At 46.6% G+C, this 24283-nt stretch carries 23 protein-coding genes and 4 pseudogenes; 17 read left to right on the top strand and 10 right to left on the bottom strand.

Annotated elements, in window-relative coordinates:
- The first annotated feature begins 81 nt into the window (after positions 1-81).
- From argS to NWAT_RS00100, 7 genes are all read left to right on the top strand, one after another.
- Positions 82-1839: an arginine--tRNA ligase gene (gene argS / locus NWAT_RS00130; protein ID WP_013219128.1), complete on the top strand. Its 1758-nt coding sequence runs from the start codon at positions 82-84 to the stop codon at positions 1837-1839.
- Positions 1840-1842: 3 nt separating this feature from the next.
- Entirely contained in the window at positions 1843-2448 is a 606-nt protein-coding gene (locus tag NWAT_RS00125) for an SPOR domain-containing protein (protein ID WP_013219127.1), read from the top strand.
- A 190-nt stretch (positions 2449-2638) separates the two neighbouring features.
- Complete coding sequence (locus tag NWAT_RS00120; protein ID WP_013219126.1) at positions 2639-3916, top strand: formylmethanofuran dehydrogenase subunit B; 1278 nt, start codon at positions 2639-2641, stop codon at positions 3914-3916.
- 16 nt (positions 3917-3932) lie between these two features.
- Positions 3933-5600, top strand: coding sequence for a formylmethanofuran dehydrogenase subunit A (locus NWAT_RS00115; RefSeq protein WP_013219125.1), 1668 nt, complete (start codon positions 3933-3935; stop codon positions 5598-5600).
- Entirely contained in the window at positions 5597-6505 is a 909-nt protein-coding gene (gene fhcD / locus NWAT_RS00110) for a formylmethanofuran--tetrahydromethanopterin N-formyltransferase (protein ID WP_041350354.1), read from the top strand. Before NWAT_RS00115 ends, fhcD begins: the two co-directional genes overlap by 4 nt.
- Positions 6506-6594: 89 nt before the next feature.
- A complete protein-coding gene (locus NWAT_RS00105; protein ID WP_013219123.1) occupies positions 6595-7413 on the top strand; it encodes a formylmethanofuran dehydrogenase subunit C in 819 nt (272 codons plus the stop codon).
- A 207-nt stretch (positions 7414-7620) separates the two neighbouring features.
- Entirely contained in the window at positions 7621-8628 is a 1008-nt protein-coding gene (locus NWAT_RS00100; RefSeq protein ID WP_013219122.1) for a class 1 fructose-bisphosphatase, read from the top strand.
- Positions 8629-8778: 150 nt separating this feature from the next.
- Here the strand turns inward: NWAT_RS00100 and NWAT_RS15810 are convergent.
- From NWAT_RS15810 to recF, 5 genes and pseudogenes are all read right to left on the bottom strand, one after another.
- Positions 8779-9566: pseudogene (locus NWAT_RS15810) on the bottom strand (IS5 family transposase).
- 113 nt (positions 9567-9679) lie between these two features.
- Positions 9680-10330, bottom strand: a complete 651-nt coding sequence (locus NWAT_RS00085) for a glutathione S-transferase family protein (protein WP_013219119.1) — start codon at positions 10328-10330, stop codon at positions 9680-9682.
- A 136-nt stretch (positions 10331-10466) separates the two neighbouring features.
- Positions 10467-11171 carry a (5-formylfuran-3-yl)methyl phosphate synthase gene (locus NWAT_RS00080; protein WP_013219118.1) on the bottom strand — a complete coding sequence of 235 codons (705 nt, stop codon included), beginning with the start codon at positions 11169-11171 and terminating at the stop codon, positions 10467-10469.
- A gap of 72 nt (positions 11172-11243) precedes the next feature.
- Positions 11244-13667: a DNA topoisomerase (ATP-hydrolyzing) subunit B gene (gyrB, locus tag NWAT_RS00075; RefSeq protein ID WP_013219117.1), complete on the bottom strand. Its 2424-nt coding sequence runs from the start codon at positions 13665-13667 to the stop codon at positions 11244-11246.
- A gap of 27 nt (positions 13668-13694) precedes the next feature.
- Complete coding sequence (gene recF, locus NWAT_RS00070) at positions 13695-14783, bottom strand: DNA replication/repair protein RecF (RefSeq protein ID WP_013219116.1); 1089 nt, start codon at positions 14781-14783, stop codon at positions 13695-13697.
- A 99-nt stretch (positions 14784-14882) separates the two neighbouring features.
- Between recF and NWAT_RS00065 the strand changes: the two are divergent.
- The 4 genes and pseudogenes from NWAT_RS00065 to NWAT_RS17920 form a co-directional block, all read left to right on the top strand.
- A pseudogene (locus NWAT_RS00065) lies at positions 14883-15395 on the top strand (helix-turn-helix domain-containing protein); the annotation flags it as partial.
- A 116-nt stretch (positions 15396-15511) separates the two neighbouring features.
- Complete coding sequence (locus tag NWAT_RS16900; RefSeq protein ID WP_013220071.1) at positions 15512-15823, top strand: IS630 transposase-related protein; 312 nt, start codon at positions 15512-15514, stop codon at positions 15821-15823.
- Between the two features lie 13 nt (positions 15824-15836).
- Positions 15837-16370, top strand: coding sequence for a transposase (locus NWAT_RS00055; RefSeq protein ID WP_013219491.1), 534 nt, complete (start codon positions 15837-15839; stop codon positions 16368-16370).
- Positions 16371-16612: 242 nt separating this feature from the next.
- Positions 16613-17946: pseudogene (locus NWAT_RS17920) on the top strand (IS701 family transposase); the annotation flags it as partial.
- 192 nt (positions 17947-18138) lie between these two features.
- Here NWAT_RS17920 and NWAT_RS00045 read toward each other — a convergent pair.
- The 3 genes from NWAT_RS00045 to NWAT_RS00035 all read right to left on the bottom strand — a co-directional run bounded on the left by NWAT_RS00045 (position 18139) and on the right by NWAT_RS00035 (position 18998).
- Positions 18139-18477 carry a transposase gene (locus tag NWAT_RS00045; RefSeq protein ID WP_083781411.1) on the bottom strand — a complete coding sequence of 113 codons (339 nt, stop codon included), beginning with the start codon at positions 18475-18477 and terminating at the stop codon, positions 18139-18141.
- A 1-nt stretch (position 18478) separates the two neighbouring features.
- Positions 18479-18688, bottom strand: coding sequence for a helix-turn-helix domain-containing protein (locus NWAT_RS00040; protein WP_041350350.1), 210 nt, complete (start codon positions 18686-18688; stop codon positions 18479-18481).
- A gap of 61 nt (positions 18689-18749) precedes the next feature.
- On the bottom strand, positions 18750-18998 hold the full coding sequence (locus NWAT_RS00035) for a helix-turn-helix domain-containing protein (RefSeq protein WP_041350349.1): 249 nt from the start codon (positions 18996-18998) through the stop codon (positions 18750-18752).
- Between the two features lie 155 nt (positions 18999-19153).
- Here NWAT_RS00035 and NWAT_RS17915 point away from each other — a divergent pair, with 155 nt between their 5' ends.
- The 6 genes and pseudogenes from NWAT_RS17915 to NWAT_RS17200 all read left to right on the top strand — a co-directional run.
- Complete coding sequence (locus tag NWAT_RS17915; protein ID WP_408634624.1) at positions 19154-19273, top strand: IS630 transposase-related protein; 120 nt, start codon at positions 19154-19156, stop codon at positions 19271-19273.
- A 73-nt stretch (positions 19274-19346) separates the two neighbouring features.
- Positions 19347-19667, top strand: coding sequence for an IS630 transposase-related protein (locus NWAT_RS00030; protein ID WP_232420162.1), 321 nt, complete (start codon positions 19347-19349; stop codon positions 19665-19667).
- 128 nt (positions 19668-19795) lie between these two features.
- Positions 19796-20011, top strand: coding sequence for a hypothetical protein (locus NWAT_RS00025; RefSeq protein ID WP_049772884.1), 216 nt, complete (start codon positions 19796-19798; stop codon positions 20009-20011).
- Between the two features lie 54 nt (positions 20012-20065).
- Positions 20066-20287 carry a transposase gene (locus NWAT_RS17910; protein ID WP_083781466.1) on the top strand — a complete coding sequence of 74 codons (222 nt, stop codon included), beginning with the start codon at positions 20066-20068 and terminating at the stop codon, positions 20285-20287.
- A 22-nt stretch (positions 20288-20309) separates the two neighbouring features.
- Positions 20310-20822, top strand: coding sequence for a transposase (locus tag NWAT_RS00020; RefSeq protein ID WP_013219114.1), 513 nt, complete (start codon positions 20310-20312; stop codon positions 20820-20822).
- 20 nt (positions 20823-20842) lie between these two features.
- Positions 20843-21034, top strand: a pseudogene (locus tag NWAT_RS17200) (zinc ribbon domain-containing protein); the annotation flags it as partial.
- A 100-nt stretch (positions 21035-21134) separates the two neighbouring features.
- Here NWAT_RS17200 and dnaN read toward each other — a convergent pair.
- Together dnaN and dnaA are read right to left on the bottom strand one after the other, a co-directional pair.
- Entirely contained in the window at positions 21135-22238 is a 1104-nt protein-coding gene (gene dnaN, locus NWAT_RS00015) for a DNA polymerase III subunit beta (RefSeq protein WP_013219113.1), read from the bottom strand.
- A 554-nt stretch (positions 22239-22792) separates the two neighbouring features.
- On the bottom strand, positions 22793-24142 hold the full coding sequence (dnaA, locus tag NWAT_RS00010; protein ID WP_013219112.1) for a chromosomal replication initiator protein DnaA: 1350 nt from the start codon (positions 24140-24142) through the stop codon (positions 22793-22795).
- Positions 24143-24283 lie beyond the last annotated feature (141 nt).

Here is a 24283-nt window from a genome sequence, read left to right as displayed (position 1 = left end):
CCAACCTCTTTTCGTTCAATAACGGGCAGGTTAGAATTTTATATTTTTCGAAAAGACAATCACTAAAAAAAGACCTTCATTTTGAAAGAACACATTTGGAACCTTATTGCCGCTGCCCTCTCCTCTTTGCAGCAAGAGGGGATATTGTCCAGTTGGGATAAAGATAGAATCCAAGTCCAGCGGACCCGGGATAAAAGCCATGGGGATTTTGCCAGCAATATTCCCATGGTACTAGCCAAGGAAGCCCGGCAAAAACCGCAGAAACTAGCCGATCTCATCGTTGCTCGCTTGCCAGAGCATCCTTGGGTGAAAAAAGTCGATATCGCTGGTCCCGGTTTTATTAATTTTACCCTAGCTTTGCCTGCCTTTCAGGCAGTCGTTTCCCAGATACTAGAGCAAAAAGAATTCTTTGGCAGATGCCAAACAGGGCAAGGGAAAACGGTGCACTTAGAATTCGTCTCCGCTAATCCCACCGGGCCTCTCCACGTAGGCCATGGCCGGGGGGCTGCTTATGGCGATGCCCTAGCCCGCCTATTGACGGCTGTAGGCTATCAAGTTCACCGGGAGTACTATGTTAACGATGCCGGACGCCAAATGGACATTCTTGCCGTTAGTGTCTGGTTGCGGTACTTAGAATTATGTGGCGAAACCCTACCCTTTCCTAGTAATGGTTATCAAGGGGAATACGTTTGTAATATTGGCCAATATCTTAAGATCGAGGAAGGAGATCTTCCCCATCATTCAGCAAAAGAAATCCTAGCTGGACTACCGGCAGATGCTCCAGAGGGAGATCGAGAGAAATATCTTGATGCACTTATTCTAAAGATGAAAAACCTGCTGGGAAAAAATAATTATCGAAAGGTTTTTGAGCAAGCGCTTAATACAATTTTGGCAGGTATCCGCGAGGATTTGGCTAAATTTAATGTCACCTACGACGAATGGTTTTCCGAACGCCAACTCACTAAGATGGGTATGGTAAAGATAGCAATAGAGCGGCTCAAGGCTGCGGGCTATCTTTACCAAAAGGACGGTGCTTGGTGGTTTCGTGCTACTAATTTCGGCGATGAGAAGGATCGGGTTGTCATACGGGAAAATGGTCAGCCTACTTATTTCGCCTCGGATATCGCTTACCACTTAAACAAATTGGAACGGGGTTATCATAAAATAATTGACGTTTGGGGCGCTGATCACCATGGCTACATACCGCGGATCAAAGCTTCCCTCCAGGCCCTGGGGGCTGATCTCCAACAATTCGATGTCCGGCTAGTCCAATTTGCGATTCTTTATCGAGGCAAAGAAAAAATACAAATGTCCACGCGTAGTGGGGAATTCGTAACTCTGCGGGAATTATGCCAAGAGGTAGGGAAAGACGCAGCCCGCTTTTTTTACGTCATGCGCGGTGCTGAGCAGCATATGGATTTTGATTTGGAATTGGCCAAATCCCAAAGCAATGAAAACCCAGTTTATTACGTACAGTACGCTCATGCCCGTATTTGTAGCGTTTTTCACCAACTTAAAGCACGGGAATTCGTTTGGAATTCGGAGCAAGGCAGAAAACACCTGGGGAAGCTTAATGAATCCCATGAAGTTACGCTCCTAGATCGTTTATCTTGCTATTCAGAAGTCGTTGAAGGTGCTGCTACCCAAAGTGCGCCCCACCTATTGGCCTATTACCTTCTGGATTTAGCTAGGGATTTTCATACCTACTATAATGCCCATACTTTTCTTGTAGATACTCCTGAACTGCGGGATGCTCGGCTGGCATTAATTGCGGCAACCCGGCAAGTGATAAAAAATGGTCTAACCTTACTAGGCGTCTCAGCGCCGGAGTCCATGTAATTCATGCCTCCTAATAAACGCAGACAGTATATTTCTCCAAAGCAAACGCCAAAGCCCTGGCCATGGCTTATTGCCGGATTGCTAATCGGCGCTTCGGTGGTCCTTCTACCCATGCTTCAGGACTGGTTTTTCTGGGTGGATAAAAACGAGAATAACAACCCAATAATCCAGAGTAGTGCCCAAGCGAAGGAAACGGCTAGTACAGAGCCGCCACCACCCCATTTTGAATTTTATTCCTTACTACCGGAAATGGAGGTGGCGGTATCGGAACCTAAACTTCCGCCTTCCCGCCAGCAGTCGAAGCCTCCGCCCAAAAAGCTAGCCGAACCTTCCCCAAAACCCCAACCATCGCCATCCAAATCAATATCCCAAGAAGCTTATGTGATACAAGCAGGCTCATTTCGCAGCTATTCCCAAGCTGATAAACGCAAGGCTGATCTGGCTCTAATGGGTGTGGAAGCCGCCATTCAAACTGTAACCATTGATAACAGTAAAGCCTGGCACCGAGTCCGGGTTGGTCCGAGCACTGATCTCACTAAACTTCAGCAGATCCGTCAACGGCTGCGCGAGAATCAAATAGAATGCCAGCTATTTAAAGTCAAATCCTAATTGATAAAAAAATAAGTAAATAAATCCTCTTCCGACTGCATAACTCTTAAACAGGCTTCTTAGACGATGGTATCAACTGATTCCAAGAAGGAGGCATTCATGACCGAACAAGGGAAAGAGATAATCCATACTGAATTTAATCAGCCATGATGCCATCCCAAAGACACCCTTGGTGCTGCTAAGGAAAACCATGTTCTACCATACCCAAACGGGAATCTGGGAGGAAGTTCCAAACCCCTTTTGCGGTATTGCAGCCGATGATCTTAAGGTAAAAGTAGAGGATAATCGCCTCACAATTATAGAAAACGGCTGCCCAGTAACCCAACCCGCTTTTGAGCAGGCAATAGGCGATAGCACTCCCCAGATTCAAGGTAAAGCAACTCGCCTAGAGACAGCAATTGCACGGGCCAATAAACTTCTCAGCCACTCTCGGCTTCCCCTGATATCTGGCCTCGCCACCGATGTGGAGGGTGTTCGAGCCGCATTAGCACTTGCTGATTATTACGGAGCGGTAATCGATCATATGGACTCTAAAGCGACCCTACGTAACATGTTGGCCCTCCAAACCGGTGGCTGGATAACGACCACCCTTGGAGAAGTGAGAAACCGGGTCGATCTCTTGCTGGTGGTAGGCAGCGATATTGAGTCCTGCCTCCCCCGCTTTTTTGAACGCTATATCTGGAATTCGGAAACACTCTTCGGCCAGGATACTGCCCAGCGGAAAATCATCTATTTAGGCCAATCCCCTAGTGGGCAGGCAGCCTGCAGACCGGATGGCCGCGCTCCGTTGATCCTCTCCTGCAAGCAGGAAGAACTTCCAGAAGTAGTGGCCGTGCTGCGGGCCCAGGCCGTTGGCCATCCCCTGCAAGCCGAATCAGTGGCGGGAATTACGATGGAGAAATTAGCCACGTTAGTAAATAGATTAAAACAAGCACAATATGGCGTGATTACCTGGGCGGCGGAACAATGGAATTTTCCCCATGCCGAACTTACTATCCAGATGCTTGGTGAAATCATTATGGCACTTAATAAAACAACCCGTTGCTCGGGACTTCCTCTAGGCGGGCGGAATGGACAGGTCACGGCTAATCAGGTTTGCACTTGGCAAACAGGTTATCCTATACCCATTAGCTTTGCTCGAGGTTATCCAGACTACGATCCTTACCACTATAATACTAAGCGCCTTCTCGAATCAGGAGAAGCAGATGCCTTGATTTGGATCTCTGCCCTTGACCAAAATGACAGGCCACCAATAACTTCTATCCCTACGGTAGTATTGGGGCGGGCTGGTATGAATTTCACTCAGGTGCCAGAGGTTTTTATCCCCATAGGCACACCGGGAATCGACCATGGTGGACACGCCTATCGTACCGACAATGTGATCGCTGTACCGCTGCATAAATTACGAGAATCAAGACTTCCTAGCGCCGCCGAGATCCTTTACGCCATGCTCGAATACCGTTGCTAAATTCTTAGCTCTCGCCATGCTCATCAAACTCACCGGCGGTACTGTCTATGATCCCATGCATGGTATTAATGGCGAAGTTCGCGATATTTATATCCAAGATGGACGCATTACCGATCCTCCCAACGATATGCCCATCCATCAAGTTTATTCCTTGAATAATAAAATTGTCATGGCCGGAGCGATCGATATCCATAGTCATATCGGTGGAGGTAACGTTAATATCGCCCGAACATTGCTGCCGGAGGATCATTGGGCTAATCCGCTACCTCATACTGAATTACTGCGTGCGGGATCTGGCCACATAATTCCCAGTACCTTTGCTACCGGTTATCGTTACGCGGAAATGGGTTATACGGCGGTCTTCGAACCTGCCGTATTACCTATGAATGCCCGCCAAGCCCACATGGAAATGGGGGATATTCCCTTGATAGATAAAGGCGGCTATGCCTTATTGGGCAATGATGATTATGGGTTGCGGATGTTGGCAGCTAATAAGGATCAAAAAGCCTTTAACGATTACGTGGCCTGGATTCTTAGAGCTAGCCAGTGTCTAGGTATCAAAGTGGTCAATCCAGGTGGAATTAATGCTTTCAAATTCAACCAGCGCCGCCTCCATCTGGATGAACCAGGCCCCTACTATGGAGTTACGCCACGGCAAATATTGCTTCGCCTCGCACGTGCATTACATGAATTAGATGTTCCTCACCCTCTTCATGTCCATGGCTGTAACTTGGGAGTACCGGGCAATCTAGAAACCACTTTAAGCACCATTGAGGGAATCGCGGGTCTCCCTATGCATCTCGCCCATATTCAGTTTCATAGTTACGGTGCTGAAGGTGATCGGAAATTCTCCTCGGGGGCTGCCCAAATTGCGGAAGCGGTAAATAGGAACCCGAATATTACCGTTGATGTTGGTCAAATTCTGTTTGGGCAAACAGTAACCGTTTCCAGCGACAGCATGCAGCAATATGCCAACCACCTCCATGCTTATCCTAAAAAATGGGCCTTCGTGGATATTGAATGTGACGCTGGCTGCGGTATTGTTCCTTTCAAGTACCTAGACAAAAATTTTGTTAATGCTCTCCAGTGGACCATTGGCCTAGAAATTTTTCTTTTAGTAGATGATCCCTGGCGAGTTTTTCTTACGACTGATCATCCTAATGGTGCCCCCTTTGTTTCTTATCCTCATCTTATTCGGCTATTGATGGACCGGAGTTTCCGTAATGATATGCTAGCCACCATCCACCCGGATGCCGCGCGGGCAAGCACGTTAGGTGCTATCACGCGGGAATATTCTCTTTATGAAATTGCTGTCATGACCCGGGCTGGAGCGGCTAAACTGCTTGGACTTTCAGACCGGGGGCATCTGGGCATTGGGGCAGCCGCCGATATTACCGTCTACACGAAGCAGGAAGACAAGGAGAAAATGTTTTCTAAACCTGACTATGTCTTTAAGGATGGGGAGCTCATCGTTAGAAACGGGGAGATCATCAAGGTCACCTGGGGCACAACCCATGTAGTCCGGCCGGAATTCGATAATAGTATAGAAAAGGAGCTTTCCAACTACTTTGATCGTTATCTTCCCATGAAGCTTGGCAATTTTAAAATACACGATGAGGAAATGATTTATTTCGGGCAAGGTCATATCCAAGTTCATCCCTGTCGGGAAAGGAATAGCTCCTGATTATTAATGGTGTCAAAATCGACCCCGCCTTTGCCGAAGCCTTTCCCATGAAAGCCACTCGCATACTTATTACAGCTCAAGATCTAAAGTGGGCCTATCATTCGGCCCAAACCATGACCGGGTTTGCCACTTCGATAATTGCTTGTGGTTGCGAAGCAGGTATTGAACGAGAATTAGATCCTTCTGAGACACCCGATGGGCGCCCTGGAGTCGCCGTTTTACTATTTGCCATAGGGGGCAAAGGATTAGCTCAACAGCTTGAAGCCCGGGTTAGCCAGTGTGTGCTCACTTCACCCACTTCCGCATTATTTGCTGGAATCTATGAGGGTGAACTTATCCCGTTAGGGAAGAATCTCCGCTTTTTCGGTGATGGCTTTCAAATATCGAAGATCATCAATGGCCGCCGTTATTGGCGAATTCCCGTCATGGAGGGCGAATTTCTTACCGAAGAGAAGGTAGGTATGATCCCAGCGATTGGTGGTGGCAATTTTTTTGTTCTCGCCCGATCTCAGCCTCAGGCGCTAGCCGCCTGCGAAGCCGCTATTACAGCCATGAAAAAAATTCCTAACATTATTATGCCCTTTCCTGGCGGTATCGTGCGTGCGGGCTCAAAGGTAGGTTCTAAATACCCAGGGCTGAAAGCATCCACCAATGAGGTTTTTTGCCCAACGCTTAAAGGCCAAACGCGCACTAATCTCTCGGCCGAAATCGAATCTGTATTGGAAATCGTTATTGATGGCCTTTCTAAAGAAGACATCCAAAAGGCTATGCGTGCTGGAATTTCTGCTGTCTGCAATTTTGGAGCCCAAAACGGGATTTGCCGTATCAGCGCGGGCAATTACGGAGGAAAACTAGGCCCAATTCATTTTCATCTCCAAGAAATCATGATGGGACGAATGGCCTGAAGGTGAAATAGCCACATCCTTAAATACTCTGTTCTGAGAGAAAAAAGCATATTTTCTTATCCATTATCTCAATTCCTGAAATTCTTTCTTTGAGCGCTCTAACTCTCATTCTAAAAAAAACTCCTACACAGCAGGTGGATGTGTCGCCTCTCATCCCAGAGAATTTAACCGACCTATCGAAACCTGAGATAGGTGCGATTATCCTGGTAACGGGTAATCAGCACGTGCGAACAGATACTATTTTCACTATTTCCGGAGACGATCCAGAACGGTTAATTTTTACAGGAGAAACTACTAAGTTGGATTACATTGGTAAAAATTGTTCTATTGGTCAAATCAATGTTCAAGGATCTTGCGGTGCCTATACAGGAATGGGTATGAAGGGCGGGCAAATTAATATCTATGGGAATACCGGCGCTTTTACCGCCTGTGAGATGCGGGGGGGATTAGTCCGGATAGAGGGAGATGGCGGCGATTTTTTAGGGGCTGCCCGCCCCGGTAATCAAATCGGTATGATGGGGGGAATGGTTATTGTTACTGGAAATGCGGGTGCCCGTGTTGGAGATCAGATGCGCCGAGGAACACTGCTTATTGAGGGAAACGCGGGTAATTATGCGGGTTCGCGCATGTTAGCAGGTACAATTGCAATATTAGGTAAAACTGGAAATTACCCAGGATATGGCATGAAGCGCGGAACTCTTTTACTGTGGCATTCCCCTAATAAGCTAGGTGCGACCTTTAATGACTGCGGCTGTCACACTCTGGGGTTTTTGCCTCTCCTGCTAGAATCCTACCGTAGCCTGGAGACCCGTTTTGCCTTTCTCCCTAAAACTACTGGTCGAGCACGCCGATTTTGCGGTGATATGGCTAGTCTAGGCCGTGGTGAAATTTTAATCCTGGTTCCGTGAAAATTTCATTTTCTGTTATTGCTATAATAGCCTTATTTTGCGCCCAGAGGGATATCTGAACCTATCTAAAATTAGGCTCCAGAAAACACCTAACAACTTATAAATAAATCTTGGATGTATTATAGGGGCTGCTTTTTAGCCTGAAAAATACCGCCCTTTTCCTTCTCTAATTATTTTTTATTAAACAAACGTAAGGATAATTAATCCATGCATAGTAACCCTTTTCTAACTCAATTTATTCTTGAGGAGCAGCGTAGTATTCCCAATGCTACCGGTGATTTTACCGGTCTGCTCAACGACATTGTGACCGCATGTAAAACCATTTCCCATCTCGTTAACCGGGGCGGCCTTATCGACATATTGGGGACTGCGGGTACCGAAAACATCCAAGGCGAAGGCCAGAAAAAACTCGATGTAATCAGCAACGACGTAATGGTGAACTCCTTGGAATGGACGGGGCATCTAAGCGCGATGGCCTCCGAGGAAATTGAAGAAATTATTCCAATTCCTGACCAATATCCCAAGGGCAAATACCTTCTACTCTTTGATCCGTTAGATGGATCTTCCAATATCGATATCAATATCTCGGTAGGCACTATATTCTCCATCCTGCGCTGCCCCGACGATGTATCCGAGCCTACCCAAGAAGATTTTTTGCAGCCAGGTACCCAGCAAGTGTGTGCTGGATTCTGTGTCTACGGTCCTACCACCATGATGGTGTTAACGACGGGTCATGGGGTCAATGGCTTTACTCTGGATCAAGATATTGGGGAGTTTATTCTTACTCATCCTGATATGACCATTCCAGAGGACACCATGGAGTTTGCCATCAATATGTCTAACCAACGTTTTTGGGCAGCACCAATGCAACGGTATATTGAAGACTGTTTACAAGGGAAAGAAGGATGTCGAAGCAAGAATTTTAATATGCGCTGGGTAGCCTCTATGGTATCGGAGGTCTACCGAATACTTACTCGCGGTGGAATTTTCATGTACCCCTGGGATAGCAGAGATCCAGGTAAGCCAGGACGATTGCGCTTAATGTATGAAGCTAATCCTATGAGCTTTATTGTAGAGCAAGCTGGTGGTATTAGCTCCACCGGTGATCAACGTATTTTAGAGATTAATCCAGAAGGTATTCATCAACGGGTACCTGTTATCCTAGGTTCTAAGAACGAGGTAGAACGTGTAATTGCTTATCATCAGGAAACATAAATTTTAATAAATACTTCATTCAGAACAAGCAATATGTAGCTGCGCCCTTATCCCTTAATGAGGGCGCACTACTTACAAACAATTAATCCGCAATTGGGAAAAATTTGTGTATTTTTTCTCATAAACAACCCCCTCTATCCCTATGGATATTTATTTCATGCTAGGGCGTGTGGTCAATTGAGCCAGATAACGGAAGCGGCCATGTAGATTGGCGCCAAGGGAAGTTGAGGCGCGCTTATCGTATTGTGTGGCAATGGCTCGGTATTGTTTGAGTTTGGCGAAGAAGTTTTCGATGAGATGGCGCCATTTATACATGTCTTCATCGTAATCGCGTTGCTTTATGCGGTTTGATTTGGGCGGGATAACCCCTTCAACTCTCGCCTGTTCGAGCAATTCAAGAACCTTTTCCCGCGCATCATAGGCTTTATCCGCCAGAAGCGATTCAATATTTTCAAGAATAGCGGGCAGCAAAGCGTCTGCGCCCTGAAGATCATGGGCTTGCCCTGGTGTTAGATGAAAGCCCGTCGGATTGCCCAAAGCATCGCATGTTGCATGCATTTTTGTGCTCAGCCCGCCTTTTGAGCGCCCGATGCGTTCCGTGGTCCTGTCCCCCCTTTTGCGCCTGCGGCGTGTTGGTGGGCGCGGACGATTGTGGAATCGATCATCGCGTATTCGTTATCGGCATCGGCAGCCAGATGCTCAAAAACCCGTTGCCATACACCATTATCCGACCAGCGCTTGTGACAGCGTGCGATATTGTTCCAATCTCCAAAGCGTTCCGGCAAATCACGCCATGGAATCCCGGCACGGTAGCGGTAGATAACCGCTTCCACAAACAAGCGATTGTCCTTTGCCGTTACGCCAACCGTATCTTCCCGTCCCGGCAAAAAGCCTTCAATCCGTTGCCACTGATCATCACGCAATCCATAACGCCTCACCAGTTATAAGCACCTCCTGCAGCTTACAAACAGTGAATCACAATACGATCCTTCTGTGAATCCAAAAAATTAAATTAATTGTCCACACGCCCTAGAAGCATAATTTAACTGGGCTAACCGCGTATCCCAACTTTACTCCAATTGGGATGAAGGCTATTCAACGCGCTGGGCCTTTTTTCGACTCGGGTGAACCATGCATCTACGTGCTTTAATGAAGAATCATAAGGCTGATTAACCGATATACCGAAATCTAGCCAGCAATATAACCATATATCCGCTACCGTGAAGCGCGTTCCAACAATATAATCGCTCCCTGCGATCATCTCATCAATCCATCTGATCCGATCTTGCGCAACCTGCTTAAGTCCCACTGCTGCTTCTGGAGCCACTGGAATCCGTGTTTTAAAACGCTCAATGCCCTCTGCATAGTGATAAGCGTTGTGAATATTTTCTGTAATATTGAGTTCCAACCGACGTTGCCATTGACGCGTTTCAGCGCGTTCCTCGGGCGTCGTACCGATGAGCGACGGATTAGGGTATTTCTCTTCTAGGTATTCCCAAATCGCTACCGTCTCGGACAAACAGGAGCCATCACCAAGCTTCAACGCAGGTACTTGGCCTGCTGGATTGCAGTCAAGGTACGGCATTTGGCGATTTTCACCCTTGAAAACATCAATATTTTTCAAGGGTATCGATAACTTTTTTTCTAATAGGTACATTCGTACCGTACGGGGACCAGGGCTAAGTGCATCAAATAGCAACATAATTTCACCATCTTCCGAAAATTTTTACCTCTAAATACTCTTAGAGGAGACGGAACAAACAGTATCATTGTCGTTTCATCCTGTGTAATGTACTTCTTTCTACTTCGAGGCAGTGAGAATGCCCTCCTTCTCTTTTTTAGATTTCAAATATTCTAAGATTCTCTCTCATAGCCTGTTTAATTAACAAAACGGCTTTTGGATCGAGACGGGAACACCTATTCCTAGCAGCAACGCATAAAGCACTTCGAAATCCTAGGTAATCAGCCCTTAAAGGAAGCAGCTTAGGTATATCTTGTATGCTAAGAGAACCGGCTAAACCGCTGATGAGCCTAACGCTACGGGCTAACTTAACGAAATTATTTAACTCAGAAAGAGAAAGATGGCTCAGTAAACCAAAATCATCTTTAATAGCTGTATCTAGCATAATTCCTTTAAATCCCGCTTGTCCTATTAGGTATGTCCAAGAAAAATCAGGCCGCTTATCAGCAAAGATTACTCCTACCATGGAAACCCCCTGGTCCGCTAACGGTCGGAGGGATAGCAGGCAAGCGGCTGCCTGCTGGATATTGGAGGGCAGGCCGATTTTCACATAGTCCACGCCGGTAGCCGCCATTTCTAATACACGCTGATAAATTTGCGGGGAATCCACGGGAAAATCGCCGATGGCAGCACTCGTTTGGCAACGTCTTCCGATCAGGGCTACAGCTTCGCGAACAGTTTCTAAAGGTAAGGCACCCAAGACTCCTTCTTTTGGCTCCTTAAAATCAATGATATCTGGCCCTTCAGCAAGCAGGCAGCTAATCTCTTCCAGATTGCGCACACTAGCTAGCCAACAACTCATACTATAATGATACGGTGCATAGGAAAAAGAGCAAAAAGGTTAATTCATCAAATTCTAAAATTCTTTTTCCTATTAAATATCGAGATGAGCTACATTTAGTGCGTTGGACTCAATAAAATCTCGTCGAGGTTCTACGTGATCTCCCATCAAAGTAGTAAATATTTCGTCTGCCGCAATAACATCATCGATTCGAACCTGGCTAAGGCGTCGTGTAGCAGGATTCATTGTGGTTTCCCATAATTGATCTGGATTCATCTCCCCAAGTCCTTTATAGCGTTGTACGGCTTGGCCCCGCCTTGCCTCCCCCATCAACCAGTTAATGGCTTCTTGGATATCATTTACTAATTGCTGCCTATCGCCTCGTTGGACGTAGCTCTCCGCTTTAATGGCATTCACTAAGTGTTTTCCTAAATCTCGAATGCGTTGATAGTCTGGAGAAGCAAAGAAATCCATACAAATACGCTGATAGGCGGTTACCCCATGGCGTATAACCTTTACTTGGACCACAGGTACATGATTTTCAGGTACCGTGGTTACTTCAATTTCATAGCGGGCGTTTCCTTTAGCTGCATTATTACTTCTAGCCTCCAACTGGGTAGCCCATTCCTCTAATTGCTTAATTTCTATCATTGGATCGGTGGGAGTAGGTACTGCATCAAGATATAACATTTGATTAAGCAATAAAGGATCATAACGATAAGATAATCGCTCGATAGCATACCTCAGTTGGAAATAATCAGTAAGCAGAGTCGATAGCTCTTCTCCCCCTATATAAGTTTCTCCATTCTCAGAATAGATTTTTGCATTGTCAGTAGATAAATTAATCAAATAGCGCTCCATCTCGGCATCATCCCGGATATACTGCTCTTGCTTACCCCGTTTAACCTTATAAAGAGGAGGCTGAGCAATATAAATATGACCACGCTCTACTAACTCCGGCATCTGGCGATAAAAAAAAGTTAATAGGAGCGTGCGTATATGGGATCCATCCACATCAGCATCCGTCATGATAATAATCCGATGGTACCGTAATCTATCGGGGTTATATTCTTCCCGGCCAATACCACACCCTAAAGCCGTAATAAGAGTAGCGACTTCCACAGAACTCAGCATTTTATCGAAACGAGCTTTCTCCACATTAAGGATCTTCCCTTTAAGAGGAAGAATGGCTTGGTTTCGCCGATCGCGCCCTTGCTTAGCAGATCCTCCCGCTGAATCCCCTTCTACTAAAAATAATTCAGATAAAGTTGGATCTCGTTCCTGGCAGTCCGCCAATTTTCCGGGCAACCCTGCCATATCCAAAGCGCCTTTCCGACGAGTTAACTCTCTAGCTTTGCGGGCTGCTTCTCGGGCTCGAGCAGCCTCTATCATTTTGCCGCCAATGGCCTTGGCATCAACGGGATGTTCCAGCAAAAAATTTTGAAAATGCTCCGAGACTAAGCTATCAACTACAGGCTTAACCTCAGAGGACACCAATTTTTCCTTAGTCTGAGAAGAAAACTTTGGATCTTGCGCTTTTATGGAAAGAACCGCAGTCAATCCCTCTCGAGCATCATCGCCAGACGTACCGACCTTGGTTTTTTTGGTTAATCCTTCTTTCTCAATATATTGATTCAAAGTTCGAGTCAGGGCGGATCGAAAGCCAGCCAGATGAGTACCCCCATCTCGTTGTGGAATATTATTGGTAAAGCAAAAAAAATGCTCTTGATAAGAATCATTCCACTGCATCGCAAGTTCCACGGCAACCCCATCACGTTCTCCCTGGAAGTAAAAAACGTTTCCGTGGAGCGGGGTTTTATTTTTATTGAGATGTTCTACAAAAGCACTTATTCCACCCTCATAAAAAAACTCTTCTTTTCGCCCGATACGCTCATCCTCTAATAAAATACGGACCTTAGAATTAAGAAAAGCTAGTTCTCGCAGACGCTTTGCAAAAATATCGAAACTAAAGACAATATTGGAAAAAATTTTAGGGCTTGGCGAAAATCGAATTGTTGTACCACTGCGTTCCGTGGCACCAATAGCGACTAAAGGTTCCTGCGGGACGCCCTCTCGATAGTGCTGCTGGTATACTTTCCCATCGCGATGAATCTCTAAAAAAAGAGCAGCAGAAAGAGCATTAACAACCGATATACCTACCCCATGCAATCCACCAGAAACCTTATAGGAGTTATGATCAAATTTCCCACCAGCATGCAGCACAGTCATGATGACCTCAGCTGCAGAGCGCCCTTCTTCTTGGTGAATATCCGTTGGAATGCCCCGCCCATTATCAGAGATAGTAATGCTGTCATCAGAATGCACAATGACTGCAATTTCATCGCAAAACCCTGCCAGGGCCTCGTCGATAGAATTATCCACTACCTCAAACACCATATGATGGAGCCCAGTACCATCATCAGTGTCTCCAATATACATACCTGGGCGTTTACGAACGGCATCCAGGCCCTTCAAAACTTTAATATGGGATGAATCGTAGGCAGTGCTGGCTTTCATGGTTGCTCCTAAAGTTATTATCAGGTATTATACCATCTCTTGTACCCTACCCAGTTCCACGTGGAACTCCTTAATGCCAGAATATGCCTTCATTTCACCACTTAATGATTCTATAGTGGTGGCAAAAACTTGAATGCCTAACTTATTCAATAATGCTAAAAATCGCTTTCGATGATCAATATCAAGTTCCGAAGCAAAATCATCCATTAGAAAAACACAGTTTTGTTCTTTAATTCTGCATAATAGATCCGCCTGACTCAACGCAAGAGAATAGCAAAATATTTTTTGTTGGCCTCTAGATAAAATTTCCCTAACATCCTTTCCATCCACGTAGAATGCTACTTCTGCACGGTGAGGTCCATATCTCGTATAACCCGTTACTCGATCGTAGTTCAACGTTTCGTTTAGAATTTCTTCCAATCCCGCTGTGCGAGTCCAACCTTGCTTAAATTCCATAGTAACACGAGCAAGAGGCTGGTGGACCAAGGCCATAAATAGCTGGGATACGCTATCCCGTAGCTTAAAAAGAATAGCTTCTCGCAGCGAAGTAATTTGCTCCCCGTAAGTAGAGAGTTTCTTATTCCAGACATTAATTTCTTGGCGCCAGCTAGGCTTATGAACCCTCAATGCATGATTGCGCTGCTTAAGCGTTCGTTGATAACACCACCATAGGTCGTGAAACCCAGGCTCCAGGTGGAATAAGCTCCAGTCAAGCCATTGCCTGCGATAGCGAGGTCCTCCATCGAGCATAATATGACTATAAGAGGGCATATATAACAAGGGTAATTGAGTGGCCAATTGGGAACGTTTCTTTACCGTACTCCCATTGGTACGTGCTCGAAAACCGTTAGGACCAAACTCTACTCCTGTGATATAGGAACCACCTGCCTGCTTCACTTTGGCCACAACGCGGAGCGATTCCATACCAGTTTGAACGGTTGAAATTAATTGGACAGTGCGGAAAGAACGTCCTAATCCAAGTAAATAAATGGCTTCTAGAAAGCTAGTTTTTCCACTGCTATTAGCACCCGAAAGAACATTGACTCCTTTGGCAGGGTGCAATTCAGTATGTTTTAAATTTCTGAAGTTGCGTACGTCAAGGTGAGTAATATACATTATAATAATTTCAGGAAGGAATATAAGGATGTACGATGCCCCCTAGCCGAAACGCGAAGCGTAGGCGGCGCACCAGGGGCCGAAGGCCCACATAAAGTGATGTTGGTGGCGGGCAAAATTGGCGGTATACTGGGCGCGGCTAGCCATTGTTGGAAGCATTACCTAGCCGCTTGCTACCGACCTAATAGGAAAAGTATTGAGGCCATGACCGACGGTGATTCTAGCAAAATTCAGCGGTCCTATACATTCCGTTTTTACCCCACCGGCGTCCAGCGCCAGCAATTGGCGATTAAATTTGGCCATGCCCGCTGCTGGGTGTGGAATACCTGTTTAACCTGGCAGGGCCGTCAATACAAGATTCACGACAAGTCCGTTAGCGGCGTTGACTTTAGTTTTAGTTAGCCGCCAGCTCACGTCTCTAAAAAAGTTAGTGCCTTACGATTGGCTGGGCAAGGCTACAGGCGATTGCTTCATGCAAACGCTTAGGGACCAGGATGCGGCCTTTAGGAACTTCTTTTGCAGACCGGACCAACTAACTATCCAAAGTTCAAAAAAGGGCGCATACCCAAAGGCATCCGCTACAGCTTCGATCGACCATCGCCACGCGGGCAAGTCGAAAGCGTGGATAGAGGGTAAGCTCGTTCTACCCAAACTCAGCAAGCACGGTGCTGATTTGCCAGCCAGGCTATAGTTATTTCATTTAATTATGGGACATGTTATGCTTTAGCATGACTTATTCACTTGATTTGAGAGAGGCCGCGCTCTCGTACATAAAAAACGGCGGCAGTAAGGTTGAAGCATCCCGTCTTTTCGGTTTTTCCCGCTCTACTCTATACAGATGGCTTGATATGGAAGATTTAACCCCGAAAATTCATGGTTCGAGAGATCGCAAGATTGATAAAGAGGCTTTAAAGAAACATGTTAAGGACCATCCCGATATGTTCTTGCATGAGCGTGCTGAGATTTTTGGCGTTGCTGTGAGCGGAATGCACTATGCGCTCAAGCGCTTGGGCATCGTAAAAAAAAGAGCGCGGGTATAGCGAGCGCTGTACTATGAAAAGGCAGGAGTATTTGGAAAAGCTCCGCGCCGAGCATCGCATGAGGGGCTTTAAGAACCTGATTTACATTGATGAGACTGGCTTTGATGCGCCTTGCTATAGAGATATGGGCTGGGTAACAAAGGGGCAAAAAATTCTTGGTCTTGTGAGCGGAAAACGCAAGCGCAGAACCAATCTGATCATGGCGCAACGTCACAATGCATCGGGACGTCAGAAAAAATGGCTGGCTCCCATCCTTTTTGAAGGCTCATGTACAGCAGCTCTTGTGGAAACATGGATTGAGCGATGCCTGATGAAAAAGCTGGATGAACCCACCATCATCGTCATGGATAACGCCAGCTTCCACAAGCATAAACGTATTCAGAAGTTCGTGGCGCCGGCTTATCACATGGTCATACCATTGCCGCCTTACTCGCCAGACTTTAACCCCATAGAAAAAACATTCGGCGCCATGAAAAAAAGGAGAAAATCCATCCCTCAAAACACAACAATCGACCAACTTATATTGTCTTATAATTCAATGAAATGACTATAGTTTCACTGCCATGGGAGATTTGAACGTCAGGGGCATTATGACCAACCGGGGCGTATGACTAACGTGCTTGGTGATGTCGGGATGCACGAACCTCAAGCGGCAACTGGTCTACAAGGCCGCCTGGTATGGCCGCGAGTTAGTGCAAGTAGATAGCTGGACGTCCACGAGTATCCCTCTTCTGTCACTTTTAGTATAAAAGCGGTAAGCTGATTCTCTCATCTAGAGGTGAGGAGGGTCTGCCGATGAGCCTGTTTCGGGAACCGAAAGCGACGGTTCATTTTGTTGATCAGTATTGCGCCCCGTCCCAAGGACTCTTTGCTGAGGTTCGCAGCTTTGAGCAGTTCAAATTGTTGCACCTGGGGTTGCTAGCGGAGTTGCCCCGAAAGACGCTGCCGGCGATTGCCCGTGCGGTGGGTGGACAGGAGCAAGCACCGCATCATTTTCTGAGCGATTCGCCTTGGCAGGCGCAGGCACTGCGCGAGCAACGGCTTGGATTACTGAGACAGGCTCTGGGGGGCCGGGCCTTTGTGCTGTGTCTTGATGAGACGGGTGATCGGAAAAAAGGCAAGAGCACCGATTATGTGGCCCGTCAGTACATCGGTAATCTAGGTAAGGTGGACAACGGGCGGGTGTCGGCCAACGCCTATGGCGTACTCGATGAGACACTTTTCCGCTCATCTTTGGGGTTTTTAAACCGCAAAAGCGACTGAAAGCAGACGATGTGTATCAGAGTAAACCCCAACTAGCGGTGGTGCTAATCGATGAGCTCTGCCAATACGGCTTTCGCTTTGAGCTCGTGCTGGCCGACAGTCTCTATGGTGAAAGCGGTGATTTCATCCAGGCGCTCAGCGATCGGGGGCTCCACTACGTAGTCGCGATGCGGGAAAACCATGGTGCGTGGCTGCTGCGGGGGCAGCGGGTACGCGCCAACCGCTGGCACACCTTTGATCGGTTGTTCCGTCATGGCGAAACCAAGAGGCGCTACATTCGTGAGGCGATCTTCGGTCGCCGTGGCCCTGTGCGCTACTATCAGATCACCACCGATCAGGAGAAACTCCCTCCCGAGAGTACCTGGTTTGTGATGACCCATCTCCCAGGCTAGATCCAAACGCAGGTGGGCAATCTCTATGGGTTGCGGACCTGGATCGAATACGGCTTTAAGCAAAACAAAAATGAACTGGGATGGGCTGACTTTCGGCTCACTGACTACTCTGCGATCGAGAAATGGTGGGAAATCGTTTGTAGTGCCTATCTGATGGTTAGCCTACAGACCTCCGTCTTTAGACGACCCCTGACCACCACGCAAGCACCGAAAGCAACGCTACTCAGCCCTCTCCTAGGCTGAGCGAGCGCCAGCTAACCACGGCTCCCGCCAACCCGCCCGAGCCGTTTTGCCGACATCGCTGGTGGGATAGGGGCAAAGGTTGGAAAACATGCTCAACAATCTACGCCTGATTATCCAACCTTATGCCTGCTCCATCCCTGGTTGCAAATCTTCGACCTCCCGGGGCTTCACACCGGCTTCATGACCTTGAAAGAGATTATGAATACTTTTCAAGCCTTTATCCCAGTTTGGCAGAAGAGTGTTATACCAATCCTAATATTTACGGCTCCAAAGTTGCCCACTGCTGGGAGCATAACCGACGGAGCGAACCGGACAGTTCGGTGAAGGCATTCCAGGCCTCGCAGCAACAGGCCTGCACCATGCCTTCATAATTCTCAAAGCAGCAATTGACCAGAGAGCGCTGGCGTAATGGCTGCCCTAGTTGTTCAACCGGATTAAGCTCTGGCGAAGCTGGGGGAGCTTCAGTAACGTGAGGTTGTCCAGCCCCTCGGCAGCAGCTGGGCTGTGCCAGCCTGCCCCATCGACTACCACCACCGCATGACGTCCTTCGGGGACCGCTTCAGCAATGGCCTGTAAGTGCAGGGCCATGGCGGCCGTATTGACATGCGCTAAGATCAGCCCAACGGCCTTATCGCACGCCGGGCACACCGACCCAAAGACATAGGCGTAGGCATAGTGCTGCTGACGGACCCCTCGGGGCCGGGTCCCTGTCGGCGCCCATAGTCGTGTCAGCGTCCCTTGCTGGCCAACGCGCATTTCATCCTGAAACTAGATATCCACCTTCTGGGGCTCCACCCCCTCGGGCAATACGGCCGCTACCCGCTCGGCGAAGTTTTTTAAACGCCTCTTGCACCTGCCCATCGCGCTGCGGGTGCCTGGAGCGGGCACTGACCCACGACAGCCCCGCCCGGCGCAACACCTCGTAGAGACCGCTGAGAGAGTAGCTCACCCCAAAGTGCTCCGCCACGCTGCGCTTGCCCCTGCTCCATTAACGCCTTCAAGGCCGGTTCCTGCTCCTCCGGCAACCGTCACTTCGCCCCTCGGCCCGGTTGCTCAGCCAGCCCCCCTATACCTCCCGCCCGAAAGCGTCGCAGCCACTTCAATACCGTCTTGGGGTGCACCTTCAACATCGCCCCGATCTCCCGCAGGCTTTTGCCCTCCTTCAAATGGGCCAAGGCCAATAACCGGAGCCGCACCCGGCCATCAAGTTCACTTCGGGCTAAGGCCACAAAATCGGGGGCATTCAGCTGAGGGGGCCTCTGCACAACCGTTGGCATCGTTTTATCACTCCAGCTTCTCACGCCTATAGTCCATCTAGCATACTCCACGCTCTACTCACAATAGAGCCCTAAAATCTGGGATTGGTATTACATCCCAAAGTTCATGATCTTCGCCATCGCAAAATTGATAAAGCTGCGTTGCACGTCGCCACGTGGAAGTATATCCCGATATGTTTTTGCATGAACAGGCGGAAGAATTCGGTGTTCACACCAGTTCGATCAACAGAGCCTTAAAGACATTGGGCATCGTAAAAAAAAAGATCGCTGTATAGCACCTCCTGTTTTCATTAGGCACAATGTTAAAATAGTTTGTTTTCTTCAACCAGGTTGATGGGTTTAAATGTGATGCCTGCGCCTTACTCATTGGACCTACGCCAAAAAGTCATTGAAGTCTATGCGAACGAAGAGGGTTCGATTCATCAGTTGGCGACACGATTTAAACTGTCGAAGAACACGGTCAGTGGTTTTCTGAAGCGCCTTCGGGAGACGGGGACGGTCCATCCCAAACGCAGGGAAGGGGTGGAACATCTGGCAAAGATGGATGAGCCGAGAGCTCAGTCCATGGCCGAGGTGCTCCAGCGCGAACCCGATTTAACGCTCCAGGAATGGTGTCAGCGATTTGAAGTCCGCTTTGGCGAAACGATAAGCACCTCGGCCATGGACTGAGGGCTGAAAAAGCAGCGGATCACGCGAAAAAAAACGTTCCACGATCCCAAAAAACACACGCCCGGGTTCACTAACGCTGGCTTGAGTATGGGATCAAAGTAAGCCCGTGTTCTTCCGAAGAGTTCATTGTGCTCGATGAAACCAGGGCGGTATTGAATCTGACCCCCGCCTATGGACGGGCACCTCAAGGGCAAAGAACCTACGGGGAAAAACCGACCACCCAAGGCAAACGCATCAGCGCCCTATCCCTGACGGGGGCACTTCCCGCGATGTGCTTTGAAGGCACGCTCAATGGCGCGGTTTTCCTCTATTATGTCGAACATTTCCTCTGGCCTCACCTCTAAGAAGGGAAAGGGGTCATTTTAGACAATGCCGCTGCGCACCGATAGGAAGAGGCGATCGAGAAGATCGAGCAGGCCGGCGCCAAAGGGATCTTTTTACCGCCCTATTACCCTGAACTCAATCCCATTGAGTACGCCTGGTCTAAGCTAAAATATGCCCTAAAGAAAAAAGCCGCCCGGACAAAAGAGCAACTTTATCAGGCCCTCAGCGAAGAGTTCACGCTGATTTCACCCCAAAACTGTCAAGCCTACTTTAAGCATTGTGGACTCTGTCCCTAACTTAAATGAGAAAAGCTATACTATGAAAAGGCAGGAGTTTGTTGAGAAACTGGCTGCCGAACACCGGATATTTGGGTTCAAGAACCTGATTTACATTGATGAGAGTGGCTTTGATGACCATTGTCACCGCGATATGGGCTTGGGTATAAAAACCCGTCTTGTGAGAGGGAAGTGCAAACGCCGCACCCGCACCCATCTGATTATGGCGCAAAGACATGGCCTCAGAAGCGGCAAGAAAGAATGGCTTGCGCCGATACTCTTTGAAGGCTCATGCACAACCGCACTGGTGGAAACAGGGATCGAGCAGTGTTTGATGAAAGAACTGTATGAGCCCACCATCATCGTGATGGATAACGCATCCTTCCATAATTATAAGCGTATTCAAGATATTATTGCTCCTGCTTATCATGACCTGAGCCCCTTGCCGCCATATTCCCCAGATGTCAACCCCATTGAAAAAACATTCGGCGCCATGAAAAAAAGGCGGCAATCCTTGTCAGAAGGCTCAACAATTGACCAACTTGTAATCTCTTAATTCTTAACGCAAATTACTGTAAAACCTGCTCTGGGTGCGCCGCGGTGCAAAAGAACATGCCGCTCAAGGTTCGTGAATAGGCCTGCTCGGACTGCCAGACTGTCCATGACCGTGATATCAACGCGGCCAGAAATATTTTGATGTTCGCTACGGTTGAGAGGACCGGAAGTGATGCGCGTGTAGGAACATATCAACCGAAGGCAGTTGTAGGACTTGCCAAAGGACTCCATCGAGACGCGAAGAACACCACGGTGAGCGCTACTGCCGGGAACAGTCAAGCAAGTATTAGACGCAAACTCCAAAAAAAGTTGCCTACAATCTCATGGGCATGACAACATACTTACTATCAGCCTTATCAATAGGGGTAATTAGGCAACTACTATTAGCATTAGTAAATGTTAATTTAATTTCTTCTGTATCAATAATACTAAGTACATCAATAAGATAAAAGTTATTAAAGACGATTTCCAAATTTTCCCCTTGGTATTTTATATCTAATTCTTCCTCAGCAGACCCCTGTTCTAGGTTGGTAACTATAGCTTGCAGCTTTAAAGCTGACAAATGCAAATGCACTCCACGATACTTGTCGTTAGTAAGAATATTTACCCGCACTAAAGCCTGTTTAAATTTTTCTCGATCAGCAACGAATTGTTTCTCGCAACCTACAGGTATTACTCGTTTATAGTCGGGAAATTGTCCGTCAATTAACTTAGTAGAAAAGGATAATCCTTGAAATTCCGCCCTCATCTGGTTAGTGCCAAATTTTAACCGCACCGAATCATTTGATTCCTCTAACAAACGCACTAACTCTAATATCGCTTTTCGGGGAATGATAGATTGGATTTCTGTCCCCGCTTGTTGTGATCCTTTCGCTAAAGAAGCCAGTGCAAGGCGATGCCCATCTGTAGCAACCGCATGGATAGCTTCCTCAGTCAGCTCCAATAATAAACCATTAAGATAATAACGGACATCCTGATGAGCCATACAAAAAACCGTCCGATACAATAATTTTTTTAACTCTGCTTGGGTCAGTTCTAATTCTGCTACCGCATCAATGCTATCGATACTTGGAAAATCCTCAGCAGGAAGAGTGCTAAGCGTAAACCGACTACGACCAGAATGGATATAAAATTGTCCTTCTTTATACTGAGCTTCTAGCGCAGATTGAGAAGGGAGGGCACGGCAAATTTCTAAAAACTTCCTTGCCGAGATGGTTATTTTACCTTCTTCTGGAGATAAAATATCAAAGGCAGTTTTTATTTCAATTTCAAGATCTGTTGCCATCAGGGAAAGCCGTGAATCTTTAACCGAAAGGAGAACATTGGAGAGTATAGGCAGCGTATGCCGCCGTTCTACTACGCCGCAAATAGTTACTAAGTGTCTAACAATTTCTTCTCTTTTAATGGAAAAGCGCATTAATTGCTTTTTCTTTTTTATAAGCTAAGGATGAAGGATATGTAACATTGTTTATCATGACTTTATACAAAACTACTCTTTGTTTTTTTAATCTTTACTCAGAATAGCTCAACCATTTTTTCCGCAAGTTTACTCTCCGAATTCCTCATAATTGCTATGGTACCGGGATCTTCTGTAAAAGCTAGTATAACGCTTGAGGGGGGTTACTGCATCTATTCGAATTTATTTTAGCCCACATCAGCCCTACTATACTTAATTAAAATCAACTGCATTACCTTATTTTTATGGCGTATGATTTTAGCTTAATTTTACATTAAATCATTAATTTTTAGGGTTACTCTACTAATTTATATTAAAAATATATATAAATAATAGTGATAGTGCATCATTTAAAAAAGCGTGGATAACTCAATTTCTTATTTATAAACCAATAGTTTATAATGTTGAAAACTCTGTATATAAGTTGTGTATAAACTGTGTATAGATAGTGGATAAAGTTGGATGTAAATATTATCCACGGTTTATACATAACTTATCCACCTACTTATCCACAGTTAAGTTGATAACCTTTTGAGCAGATTTTGATAGTCTTCGGCCATTCGACGATCAGTACCCTTAAGCTCGTTAATTTTACGGCAAGCATGCAGAACGGTAGTATGATCCCTGCCACCGAAGAATTTTCCGATTTCCGTTAAACTGTGATCCGTCAATTCTTTGGATAGCAACATTGCGGTTTGCCGAGGTCGAGCTATTGTCCGTGAGCGCCGTTTTGATGATAAATCAGAAACCCTAATTTTATAGTATTCAGCTACTGTTTTTTGGATGTTTTCTATAGTGACTAGCTTTTCTTGTAGAGTTAACAGATCTTTTAGAGCTTCGCGCGTTAATTCCATTGTAATCGGACGGTGAGTAAATCGAGAGTAAGCAATCACTCTCCGCAATGCTCCCTCTAGTTCTCGGACGTTGGAATAGATGAGACGCCCTAGAAAAAACGCTACATCATCCGATAGGATGATATTTTCGATGCTGGCTTTATTCATCAAGATTGCGACTCGCGTTTCTAATTCTGGCGGTTCGACAGCAACTGTTAACCCCCAGCCAAAACGTGATGTTAGTCGCTCCTCTAATCCATTGACTTCTTTTGGAAAACGGTCACAGGTTAAGATTATTTGGTGCTGAACTTCAAGTAAGGTATTGAAAGTATAAAAAAATTCCTCCTGAGAACGCTCTTTTCCCGCAAAAAATTGGATATCGTCAATAAGCAGAATGTCTACCGAGCGATAACGAGTTTTAAATTCGTTAATAGCATTAAGCTGTAAGGCTTTAATCATTTCAGCGACGAATTGTTCCGAATGCAGGTAGACTACCCGAGCACTAGGATTAAGGCTCCGGATATAATTGCCTACCGCATGCATTAGATGGGTTTTTCCTAAGCCTACCCCTCCGTAAATGAAAAGGGGGTTATAGGCACTCCCGGGGTTTTCCGCAACTTGATGGGAAGCAGCGCGGGGTAATTGATTGGATTTACCCTCCACAAAACTATCAAAGGTATAGTTTTTATTAAGTCGGGATTCAGGTATCCGATCAATTACTCTAGAGGAAGAGCGCGTAGGTTTTGAAGTTAATTCAACCGTTTGGATATGGGTCTGTGGCTGCAAGCTACAAGAACCTACTTCAAGAAGTGCCTTTTCGATACGACCACTGCTATAGTGGGATAACAATGTATTAATACGGTTCTCAGCACAGTTTTGTACCCAATCAATGACAAATTGATTCGGCGCATAAAGCCGCAAACTAGTATCTTGTTGTATTGCTTGCAAGGGACGAATGTAGGTGTTGAACTCTTGGGGGTCGAGTTCCCCCTCTAGGTGGTTGAGGCAATGCTTCCAAAGCGAGGATGGCACAGACTGCATACTCCTTTAAACAATCGAGGGGTTGTGATTAAAGCCTAACATTAAAAGAGATATGGCAAGAAAGAAGGGCAGTTTTATGACCTCGTATGTTTAGGATTGAGAATTTCTGCCATAATAGTGTTCCTAGAGAAA

It is taken from the genome of Nitrosococcus watsonii C-113, from assembly GCF_000143085.1.
Lineage (GTDB): Bacteria > Pseudomonadota > Gammaproteobacteria > Nitrosococcales > Nitrosococcaceae > Nitrosococcus > Nitrosococcus watsonii.
Note: the sequence above shows the minus strand (reverse complement) of the source record. Positions and strands in the feature narration are given on the sequence as shown.

Bases quoted from the DNA above. Each gene is read 5' to 3' on its own strand.
- NWAT_RS00125 (WP_013219127.1), top strand. From the start codon at position 1,843: ATGCCTCCTAATAAACGCAGACAGTATATTTCTCCAAAGCAAACGCCA.
- NWAT_RS00120 (WP_013219126.1), top strand. From the start codon at position 2,639: ATGTTCTACCATACCCAAACGGGAATCTGGGAGGAAGTTCCAAACCCC.
- NWAT_RS00030 (WP_232420162.1), top strand. From the start codon at position 19,347: ATGCCTGCGCCTTACTCATTGGACCTACGCCAAAAAGTCATTGAAGTC.
- NWAT_RS16900 (WP_013220071.1), top strand. From the start codon at position 15,512: ATGACTTATTCACTTGATTTGAGAGAGGCCGCGCTCTCGTACATAAAA.
- NWAT_RS00100 (WP_013219122.1), top strand. From the start codon at position 7,621: ATGCATAGTAACCCTTTTCTAACTCAATTTATTCTTGAGGAGCAGCGT.
- gyrB (WP_013219117.1), bottom strand. From the start codon at position 13,667: ATGAAAGCCAGCACTGCCTACGATTCATCCCATATTAAAGTTTTGAAG.
- recF (WP_013219116.1), bottom strand. From the start codon at position 14,783: ATGTATATTACTCACCTTGACGTACGCAACTTCAGAAATTTAAAACAT.
- NWAT_RS00115 (WP_013219125.1), top strand. From the start codon at position 3,933: ATGCTCATCAAACTCACCGGCGGTACTGTCTATGATCCCATGCATGGT.
- dnaN (WP_013219113.1), bottom strand. From the start codon at position 22,238: ATGCGCTTTTCCATTAAAAGAGAAGAAATTGTTAGACACTTAGTAACT.
- NWAT_RS00035 (WP_041350349.1), bottom strand. From the start codon at position 18,998: ATGCCAACGGTTGTGCAGAGGCCCCCTCAGCTGAATGCCCCCGATTTT.
- NWAT_RS00085 (WP_013219119.1), bottom strand. From the start codon at position 10,330: ATGTTGCTATTTGATGCACTTAGCCCTGGTCCCCGTACGGTACGAATG.
- NWAT_RS00055 (WP_013219491.1), top strand. From the start codon at position 15,837: ATGAAAAGGCAGGAGTATTTGGAAAAGCTCCGCGCCGAGCATCGCATG.
- NWAT_RS00080 (WP_013219118.1), bottom strand. From the start codon at position 11,171: ATGAGTTGTTGGCTAGCTAGTGTGCGCAATCTGGAAGAGATTAGCTGC.
- NWAT_RS00045 (WP_083781411.1), bottom strand. From the start codon at position 18,477: ATGCGCGTTGGCCAGCAAGGGACGCTGACACGACTATGGGCGCCGACA.
- NWAT_RS00020 (WP_013219114.1), top strand. From the start codon at position 20,310: ATGAAAAGGCAGGAGTTTGTTGAGAAACTGGCTGCCGAACACCGGATA.